At 64.1% G+C, this 6,729-nt stretch carries 9 protein-coding genes; 6 read left to right on the top strand and 3 right to left on the bottom strand.

The annotated features are described in order from the left end of the window. The 5 genes from Q0082_RS18550 to Q0082_RS18530 all read left to right on the top strand — a co-directional run. The coding region (locus tag Q0082_RS18550) for a chromosome partitioning protein ParB (protein ID WP_298195088.1) at positions 1-1,755 on the top strand (1,755 nt) is incomplete at its 5' end. A gap of 668 nt (positions 1,756-2,423) precedes the next feature. Further along, entirely contained in the window at positions 2,424-2,723 is a 300-nt protein-coding gene (locus Q0082_RS18545; protein WP_021691172.1) for a DUF736 domain-containing protein, read from the top strand. 287 nt (positions 2,724-3,010) lie between these two features. After that, on the top strand, positions 3,011-3,850 hold the full coding sequence (locus Q0082_RS18540) for a DUF932 domain-containing protein (RefSeq protein WP_021691173.1): 840 nt from the start codon (positions 3,011-3,013) through the stop codon (positions 3,848-3,850). Positions 3,851-4,366: 516 nt separating this feature from the next. Then, on the top strand, positions 4,367-4,639 hold the full coding sequence (locus tag Q0082_RS18535) for a DUF2285 domain-containing protein (protein ID WP_021691174.1): 273 nt from the start codon (positions 4,367-4,369) through the stop codon (positions 4,637-4,639). A gap of 147 nt (positions 4,640-4,786) precedes the next feature. Beyond that, positions 4,787-5,008, top strand: a complete 222-nt coding sequence (locus Q0082_RS18530; RefSeq protein ID WP_021691175.1) for a DUF6499 domain-containing protein — start codon at positions 4,787-4,789, stop codon at positions 5,006-5,008. A 4-nt stretch (positions 5,009-5,012) separates the two neighbouring features. Here the strand turns inward: Q0082_RS18530 and Q0082_RS18525 are convergent, their stop codons facing one another. Continuing rightward, positions 5,013-5,291: a hypothetical protein gene (locus tag Q0082_RS18525; RefSeq protein ID WP_021691176.1), complete on the bottom strand. Its 279-nt coding sequence runs from the start codon at positions 5,289-5,291 to the stop codon at positions 5,013-5,015. Between Q0082_RS18525 and Q0082_RS18520 the strand changes: the two genes are divergently transcribed. Next, a complete protein-coding gene (locus Q0082_RS18520) occupies positions 5,193-5,570 on the top strand; it encodes a DUF2285 domain-containing protein (RefSeq protein ID WP_336944368.1) in 378 nt (125 codons plus the stop codon). The two genes, Q0082_RS18525 and Q0082_RS18520, sit on opposite strands and share 99 nt — an antisense overlap. A 106-nt stretch (positions 5,571-5,676) precedes the next feature. Here the strand turns inward: Q0082_RS18520 and Q0082_RS18515 are convergent, their stop codons facing one another. After that, positions 5,677-5,958, bottom strand: a complete 282-nt coding sequence (locus tag Q0082_RS18515; RefSeq protein WP_021691178.1) for a hypothetical protein — start codon at positions 5,956-5,958, stop codon at positions 5,677-5,679. Positions 5,959-5,961: 3 nt separating this feature from the next. Then, positions 5,962-6,729, bottom strand: a 768-nt coding sequence (locus tag Q0082_RS18510; protein WP_298195087.1) for a caspase family protein, incomplete at its 5' end; no start/stop codon positions are given.

Below are 6,729 nucleotides of genomic sequence, written 5' to 3'. Positions count from 1 at the left end.
GTGCGCTGCTGGCTCGATACCGCCAACGATCCGTCCGAAATCAGTCTGGACGAGAACGTGACCCGGACCCCTATGCACCCCGCCGACCAGTTCGAGCGGTTCCGCGAACTGTCCGAAAGCAAGGGCTATGGCGTGGAAGAAATCGGCGCGCGGTTTGGCGTGTCGGCTGGCGTGGTGAAGCAGCGGCTTCGCCTTGGCGCTGTCTCGCCCAAGCTGTTGCAGGTCTATCGGGAGGACGGTCTTACGCTGGATCAGCTTATGGCCTTCGCTATCACCGAGGACCATGACCGGCAGGAGCAGGTTTTCGCCAACCTGCATCACAACCGCGAACCGTGGATCATCCGGCGCGACATGACCGCAAGCAATGTCGTGGCAGAGGACCGGCGCGCGATATTCGTCGGAGCCGAAGCTTACGCGGAAGCGGGCGGCAACATCATCCGCGACCTGTTCAGCGAGGATCGTGGCGGGTTCTTCGAGGATGCGGGTTTGCTCGATACGCTCGCCGTCGAGAAATTGCGCGAAGTTGCCGAGCGCGTTCAGGCCGAGGGCTGGAAATGGGCCGAGGCGCATATCGACTATCCCCACGCCCACGGGATGCGGCGCTTCTATCCGCAGACCGTCGCCCTGTCCGACGAGGAGGAGGCGCGGGTCGATGAGGCATGGGCCGAGTACGACCAGATCGTCGACGGCTATGACTCGCTGGATGAAATGCCCGAGGATTTGGCGGCGAAAGCCCGTGCGCTGGACGCCGAAATGGACGCCCTGTCCGCCAAGCGTTCCGCCTACGACCCCAATGTGATCGCCAATGGCGGTGCGTTCGTCGTACTTCAACATGACGGCACGGTCAGGGTCGAGCGCGGTTTCGTGCGGGCCGAGGACGAGGCGTTGGCGGACCCCCAGCCGGAGCCGGAAGAAGGCGATGCGACCGAGCCGCAGATGGGCGACGACGAGCAGCCGGAGGACGGCGACGAGGACGTGCAGGATGCCGACGAGGACGAAGACCCGGGCAAGCCGATTTCCGACAGCCTCACCCGTGACCTGTCCGCCTATCGGACGCTGGCGCTTCGCGTGGCGCTGGCCGAGCAGCCCGATATGGCCCTGATCGCGCTGACCCACACGCTGACCGCGCAACTTTTCTACAGCTATGCGGAGGCCGGTTGCCTTGAGGTTCGTCCGACCGTGACCCCCTTGGGGAGCCATGCGGACGGGATCGAGGACACGCCATTGGCGGCACGGGCGAGCGAGCAGCACGAGGCATGGGCCGAGCGGATGCCGCGCGACGTGGCGGACCTGTGGGGCTTCATCGTCGGGCTGGACGAGGCGAAGCGGATTGCGTTGCTGGCGCATTGCGCGGCTCGCACCGTCAACGCTCTGCGGTTGCCGTGGGACCGCAAGCCCCGGTCGCTGCAAACGGCGGACAGGCTGGCGGACGCGCTGGCGCTGGACGTGGCGAAGGACTGGACGCCGACCGTGGACAGCTACCTTGGCCGCGTCACCAAGGCGCATATCGTGGACGCTGTGACCGAAGGCGTGTCCGAGGACGCCGCTCGCCGCATCGCGGACATGAAGAAGCCGGACATGGCGCAAGCCGCCGAGCAGCTTCTTTCCGGGACCGGCTGGCTTCCTGCCGTGCTGCGGACGCCCGAACCGGAGGGAGCGGACCCCGCGCCTGCGGAGCCGGAGGACGCGGATAGCGTGGAGCAGCCGCCCGAAGTGGAGGACAGCGAAGCATCCTTTGCTGTCGCCGCCGAATAGCGGCACGGGGCCGGGACCGCGCGAGCGGTCCCGGCTTCTTTTTGTGACCGGCGAAAAATCGCGGCCGCGCCCGTTGGGGCGCGGCCGCTTTCCCATTGCACAGGCGCCCCGCTCCGAGGACGCGGGGCGGCGTGCTGATAGCGGATCGACCGTTGCATTTCTGGAGGTGGGTTCGTCGAGTAAAGTTGCAGACCCACGCGGCGGGACCGCTCGGCGACTATGATGCGGGCGATGAGCGACGGTCTATGCCAGCCTCGCGCGGGATCTCGGCGAACACATAGGGAGCGTCAGCGGCGTTCGCTCTCCTGTAGTCTTTGCGAAGGATTACTTGCGAGGTGAGCCTGGCGCGGTCCAGCAAAGAAGCGAATGCCCTCCGACTGACGATGCCCATCATAGCCACGGCGTAGAATTTCCGGCTCGGCGACAACCGCGCGGCCTCTCGATTGGCTTGATCTAACCGGGGCCGGCTTCGCCTTGATCGGCCTGGCGCAACGGCGCCGCGCGGCTTTTTTCCGCCGCCTTCGGCTTTGCATCGCGAAACAAAAAAGCCGCGCGTCGCCATCCTCCGCTGTGCTTCGGCCGCAAGCGGTGCGCGTCCGATCATCCCCGCTTCACCGATCGCCATCGAGGCCGCGGCGGTCGTGGCCCGAAGCAAAAGGAACTTCGACATGGCCACCATCGGCACCTTCACCCAGGCGGGCAACGGCTCCTTCAGCGGAACCATCAAGACGCTCACCCTCAACGCAAAGGCCACCCTCCGTCCGATCGAGAAGGAGAGCGATAAGGCCCCCGATTTTCGTCTCGTGGTCGGCACGGTCGAGTGCGGCGCGGGATGGAAGAAGACCAGCCGCGAGAACCGCGACTACATCTCGGTCAAGCTGGACGATCCGACCTTCGCGGCTCCGATCTACGCCACTCTGGTCGAAACCGAGACCCCCGGCGAATACGCTCTCATCTGGTCGCGCTGACCTCGACACGGCGCCCCGCTCCCTCTGAGCGGGGCGCCTTCGTGTGTTGGTTCGCCAGTTCATAATATGGACGGGCCATCGGCCCGGCATGTTGTGAGGTGCTTGGGGCGCCGCCCCCAGCGCCCTTCGGAGCGGCTTCCGCCCAGCTTCCTTCACGCGCGAGCGCGTTCCGTGCAGCCGGTTCCCCGCGAAGCCGCCCACTCCGGTTGCACCCCCGGTCTCGCCGACGGGCAGGGTTTCAGCGCGGCGTTCCGCTGCGCGGAAACCCAAGCCCAAGGAGTTCAGCCATGTGTCATCAGCTTGCCACCCGGTTCGGCCGCAACGCCCATCAGATCAGCGGCCGTGAGGCGCTCGACAACGAGGCGCTGTATCGGCACGTGCCGTCCATCTTCGCCCGCGAGGCGCACGACAGCCGTTCGGAGCGCTATGTCTATGTTCCGACCATCGACATCGTGGAGGGGCTGCGCCGGGAAGGATGGTTCCCTTTCTTCGCGGTTCAGTCGGTTCCGCGCGACGGCAGCCGCCACGGCCACGCCAAGCACATGCTGCGCCTGCGCCGGGACGACGGTATCGGCAAGCCCGAGGCGGCCGAAGTCATCATCGTCAACAGCCATGACGGGACCAGCGCCTATCAGATGTTCGCCGGGATGCTGCGGTTCGTCTGCACCAATAGCATGATCGCGGGCGAGCGGTTCGAGGAGGTCCGCGTGCCGCACAAGGGCAACATCCAGCACGATATAATCGAGGGTGTTTACACCGTGGCGGAGGACTTCCCCCGGCTGATCGACGCCAGCGAGACCATGAAGGAGGTTCGGCTTTCCGAGGAAGAGCGCCGCTTACTCGGCGAGGTCAGCCTGGTCGCGCGCTACGGAGAGGACGAAAGCCCGTTGCGGCCCGAGCAGATCATCGAGCCGCGCCGCCGCGAGGACATGGGTGACAGCCTGTGGACCACGTTCAACGTCATTCAGGAGAATGTCGTTCGGGGCGGATTACAGGGCCGCAAGCGCAATGCCGAGGGCCGTATCCGCCGCAGCCAGACCCGCGCCATCAACGGCATCGACCAGAACGTGACGCTCAATCGCGCGCTTTGGACACTGGCCGAAGGGATGCAGCGCCTCAAAGCCTAACTATCGCCGCCGCAGGGCCGAGCTCGGCCCTGCGGCTTCGCCATTTCCGCGCCGATCCGCTGCGGCGGATCGGCGGCGGCCGCGCGTCCCCAAGGTCCGCGCGGCCGCAAAGGTTCGCTCGCCGGGCTGCCGCCCGGCTCGCTTTGGGTAGTCATTTCGGCAGTGCTGTTCTATGAAGTCCTCGGGCCGCTACGCGGCGGCCTGGGGTGTGGAAACCCCGGATTAACCGGTTCGGCGCCGGCCGTGACGGCGTCGCGATCCTTGACCATGCGGTCGGGGAGCCTGCGACGTATGTCCAGGTGCCTCGGTGCTAAAGGTCGTAGGAACCGAGTTAATCCGGTTTTCCAACTCCCCGATCACGGGTTCAGGAGCTGTTTGCGGGGGCGCACCGCAAATCAGCAGCCCTGTGAATTGTCGAGGCATTGCAGATTCCGCGCGCAGTCATGCAGAACGAGCGCATCGAAAATGCTCCGACATTGGCTTATTGGTTAACGCGGGCGGGAAGTCGGGGGCATCATGGTCAAGATGGGATTCGATGAATGCGCGCCTGATTCGCAGCAGCTCACCAGCTATGACGAGGGTCATTTGGCGGACTATCTGCGCTTGTTAGATGCTAACGCAGATGGAACCGATTGGCGCGAGGCAGCGGGACTGATTTTCGGCATCGACGCCGCCGTGGAGCCGGATCGTGCGAAGACGATGCATGACACTCATCTAGCTCGCGCGCGGTGGATAACAGAGGTGGGATATGCTCATCTGCTCGGCTGTCAGCCCCCGCTAAACCGTTAAAATTGAACTCCAATTTGGATCGAGTTCGGTTGTTATGGTCCCGCCCGCGCGACATGGTTGTGCGCGATCTTCGCTCTATCCTGTAGGTAAGGCGGCGACGATGTTGCGTTCTCCGAAATCCGCGCAGAGCGCGGCGGGGAGGATGCAATGCCGACGCCACCTGGGCGTCGCCAGCGGCGCGCCGGCGGACTGTCCGACGCCCTCGGGCGCGCCGATTTAGCAGCTGAGTTCCTACGCCGAAACCGCACCTATCGCGCCGAACACACGCAGATGCAGCAGCGCATCGCGAGCGGCGCCGTCGCGAAGAACGCCGCCGAGACGGCGTTCGCGCGGCGCTGGGGGTTGTCCTTTCGCCACGGCGCCGGATGAGCTTTTAGAGTCGGTCATCTGGCGCCCGGAGCTGACCGCCGTCACGGTCATTCTCGACGCCGCGCCGGAGGGATTTGAGACCGCCGCCCCGGTCCCTCCGCGCGCGCTGGGCGCGCTGCTCGCCGACCTGGCCGGGATCGACGGCCGCCATGTCGTCGTCGCCGACGCGGCCGGCGAGCATCGGCTGTGGCTGCGCGATCCTGCACCGGGCAAGCCGCTCGCCGCGATCATTCCGCTCGACAAGGACTTCATCACCCGGATCGCGAGCCTGCTGCGCTTTCACCGGCGTCTGCTCGGCCGGACAGCCGGGCCGCTGCCGCGCGGCTGGCCGCTGACGGCCTATCGGCTCGCACGGCTCGACCTGATGCTCCGCGCGATAGACCTCCGTCAGAACGGCGCAACCTACCGCGAAATCGCGACAGCGCTGGGACGCGATGACGCTGCCCGTCTTTCCGCGAGCGACTGGAAAATGTCGGCCTCGCGGTCATTCGTCGTGCGCCTGGTCCGCGACGGCATCGCCATGATGAATGGCGACTATCGCAAGCTGCTCCGCATTCGTTGATCGTCCTAAACGGCCCCTCGAAATTGGATTATAGGACTTTCACGCAATATAAGGTCGCGCAGTTTCCGGCGCGGCGGCGTTGCGGCAGCAAAGTAACGACCTAACATCAAGAACGAGCATTGAGAGCGGTGGCTATTAGGGGCAGGTAGCGACTAACTTGATCGCGGTCGCTTTGCTTCTCTTTGGCGCTGAGATCATGGTAGTCCGTCGCCGCTTGCCGATCCCATCGTTCCACCAGTTCGGCAGGCAAGACGAGCGAGCCGTCTGCTTGCCTGACGCCCTTTGAATGCATGTATCGCTGCCAATGTGACCAGCGCTCATGCTCGATCGCAGCCAGTTCGTCCATGAGACCGTACAAGACGGCATCGACGTCGATCGGATCGCCCATCGGTTAGATGAGCCCGTCAGCGACAAGCTGCCGATAATGCTGTCCGAGAACCGTCAACTCGCAGGACTTGCTGTTCATCGCTGCGTGCCACATGTGGGCTTCCCCGACCGGACGAACCAAATTTACCTTCACATAGCGCTGTAACACCGCAAAGACCGCGTTCTTTTGGGGGTCTGGTGGCGGTAGATTTGGGTCAGCCTTCTGTTCCTCCGTGCGTTCCGGCTCGTAGCTGGGATCTAGGGGAAAATCATAGTCCGGGCGGGGGAAATATGTCGCCAGCACTTGCAAATCCGCAAGCGGGATCGGTGCTGCAGCCTTACGCAATGACACGAAGGTCTTCACATTGGTCTTGAACATAGGGCGTTGTGCCCAAGGGCCAAGAGATTGATCGATATGCGCATAGACGCTGCCGGGCGTTACGTCGCCAAGTAGATTTGCAGCCGCACCGCCGAGTGCATCGACGAATAGGCTCGTGAAGACACCGGCCCCACCTCCGGGAACTTCCATCGCATATTGCTCTGCGGTTGAAGCCGTCAGAATGGTCATGCCTTCCTTCACTTCGGCAATCATCTGCTCCGGCCGCGTGCCTGCAACGCCACTGTGGCAACTATCGAGAATGACGATCTTGTTCTTTGCGGGAGACTTCCCTGCGAGAGTCATCAACTCGGAGAGCGAGAGACCATCGTCGCCAGACTTGCATTCCGTGCCACACAGAAAACCGCCAGTATCTTCAATGTAGCCATGACCGGCAAAATAGAAGAGCGCGATTTC

It is taken from the genome of Novosphingobium sp., from assembly GCF_027489515.1.
Taxonomy (GTDB): Bacteria; Pseudomonadota; Alphaproteobacteria; order Sphingomonadales; family Sphingomonadaceae; genus Novosphingobium.
Note: the sequence above shows the minus strand (reverse complement) of the source record. Positions and strands in the feature narration are given on the sequence as shown.

Coding starts and splice junctions, on each gene's coding strand:
- Q0082_RS18540 (WP_021691173.1), top strand. CDS start 3,011: ATGTGTCATCAGCTTGCCACCCGGTTCGGCCGCAACGCCCATCAGATC.
- Q0082_RS18535 (WP_021691174.1), top strand. CDS start 4,367: ATGGTCAAGATGGGATTCGATGAATGCGCGCCTGATTCGCAGCAGCTC.
- Q0082_RS18515 (WP_021691178.1), bottom strand. CDS start 5,958: ATGGGCGATCCGATCGACGTCGATGCCGTCTTGTACGGTCTCATGGAC.
- Q0082_RS18545 (WP_021691172.1), top strand. CDS start 2,424: ATGGCCACCATCGGCACCTTCACCCAGGCGGGCAACGGCTCCTTCAGC.
- Q0082_RS18530 (WP_021691175.1), top strand. CDS start 4,787: ATGCCGACGCCACCTGGGCGTCGCCAGCGGCGCGCCGGCGGACTGTCC.